The sequence below is a fragment of the Enterococcus sp. 3H8_DIV0648 genome (genome assembly GCF_002140655.1).
Taxonomy (GTDB): Bacteria; Bacillota; Bacilli; order Lactobacillales; family Enterococcaceae; genus Enterococcus_A; species Enterococcus_A hulanensis.
In genome coordinates this window covers 1,358,709-1,360,796 of sequence record NZ_NGLG01000001.1, presented here as the reverse complement: position 1 = coordinate 1,360,796, position 2,088 = coordinate 1,358,709, and the positions used below count along the sequence as shown (strand labels likewise).

Sequence of the window (2,088 nt, the reverse complement as noted above, 5' to 3'; positions counted from 1 at the left end):
CACAAGCTTTCCAAATACCATCATCAGAGACTGAGGCGGTTATATGTGCAGCTTTTTCTTTCAATGCGGGAGTTGCATTGCCCATCGCAACTGGAAAACCAACGGTATCAAACATAGTGAAGTCATTCTCTTCATCGCCAAAAGCTAATGCTTGATTTACAGAAATATTCATAGTTTTACAGATTTTTTGAATCCCATCTGCTTTTGTACCATTTTTCAAATGGATACTTGCTGCAACTGGAGCGACTTTTTCGGCAATTAGAATAGAATCATGCTCCAATTGATAATCAATCGATTCATTCCAAGGAACCAGCAGCTGTACAATATTTTCTGGCAGCGGATCATCAGTCTTTAAAATATTTTCTTTTGCAATTTGCTGTCCCATATATTTATTCGTCTCGTAGCAAAAAAGGTTGTAGGGCGTTTCAATCAAACATTCAATTTGGCGCTCATGCAAATGCTCTAGCAACTCCGAAACTAGTGTTGGCGACATAATGTTTTGATGGATCATTTTTCCTTGATAATGAACGCAATTGCCATTGGAAGAGATAATACTGTCCACCCCCAACGTAGAGGCAAAATCATCAATTACTTGATGATGTCTTCCAGAAGCAATTACGGGCTCAATGTTGTTTTCCTTTAATTGTTTTAGCGCTTGTTTCGCTGACTCTGGAATTCGCTCCAGAAAAGACAGGTGATGTGGCAGCTGATTGTCCACTAATGTCCCATCAATATCAAAAAAAGCCACGCGATAGTCCTTCATAAACTCACTCCTAATGGATTCGATTATACTTAGTATAAAAGAAAAAAAGCAAAACATCACCAACATTTTGGAAATACTTACAAATGATAGGCAACTTCAAATATTTTGAACAGTAGTTGTCTGCCAATAAAGTTTCATTTTAAGTATTGAGTGCTGCAATAACACAAAAGCAAGGATGGTTATCTTTCCATTCGATCTGAAATTCGCTACAATGATAAAAAAGACAGTTGGAGATGCAAAATGAAAAAAATTACTATCAAAGAGGTCGCGGAAGAAGCAGGCGTATCAAAAACGACGATCTCACGATTTTTGAATAATAACTATGGCAATATGTCCAAGGAAACAAAAGCAAGGATCGCTGAAGTTATCGAGCGTTTAAATTACCGACCTAGTAAGCAAGCCCAAGCATTGAAATCAAAGCATAGTTACTTGATTGGTGTCGTTGTGGCGGATATTTCAAATCTCTATTCTTCTTTGCTATTAAAGGGAATTGGTTCAGTGCTTGAGGAAAATGGTTATCAAATGATTATTATGGATGCAGCTAATTCAGTAACCCAAGAAAAAGATCTGTTGGAGAAATTGTTAGATCAAAGTGTAGAAGGGATCATCCTGCAGCCATCATCACGACAATCTGCCAACTATGAATTCGTTACAGAGCGCAATATCCCACTTTTATTGGTGGATCGTCAAACAGAACCGGAAAAATGGACCTCTGTAATGACGAATAATATTGAGGCAACACAGGAAGTATTGGAAAAGGCGTTAAAAAACGGGTATGAAAATATCGTGGTCGTAAGTGAACCAGTCAAGGATGTAAGTACGCGGGAACTACGATATCAAACGGTCAGAAAAACGGTTTTGGCGGATGGAAAAACTTGTAAATTGATCGAGGTAACCAACGAAGAGCAGCTGCCAGAGTTGTTGCAGCCTACATTTAATAGTGACGAGAAAAGTCTGCTCTTTGCCTCTAATGGTCGAGTGTTGATGGATGTTTTGGCTTTATTAATTAAAGAAGGAATACAAATACCTGAAAAAATCGGTATCACAGGGTTTGACGATTGGAACTTAACCGAGTTGGTGGGACCAGGGGTTACCAGTATCGAGCAGCCATCAAAAAAGATTGGAAAAATTGCCGCTCAAAATCTTTTAGAATTGTTGAAGGAACCAAAGAAAATGCAGGAAATTATCGTTCCGTCAGATATTCGCTGGCGAAAGTCAGTTTAATTTAGTTATTTTTCGAAATAATTTTTTTAGAATAAGCCTTACTTGGAAACCGGTTTCCAAGTAAGGCTTATTCTTTTTGGATCATGGATTGTTTTTTAATA

2 protein-coding genes are annotated in these 2,088 nt (G+C 37.9%); one reads left to right on the top strand and one right to left on the bottom strand.

Going from position 1 to position 2,088, the window contains the following annotated elements; translation table 11 throughout:
- Nucleotides 1-763 (bottom strand): Cof-type HAD-IIB family hydrolase (locus tag A5875_RS06225; RefSeq protein ID WP_088932802.1); only part of this gene is annotated, 763 nt, incomplete at its 3' end.
- Between the two features lie 240 nt (nt 764-1,003).
- Here A5875_RS06225 and A5875_RS06220 point away from each other — a divergent pair.
- Nucleotides 1,004-1,987 (top strand): LacI family DNA-binding transcriptional regulator, encoded by a 984-nt coding sequence (locus tag A5875_RS06220; protein ID WP_088932801.1) that lies wholly within the window; start codon nt 1,004-1,006, stop codon nt 1,985-1,987.
- Nucleotides 1,988-2,088 lie beyond the last annotated feature (101 nt).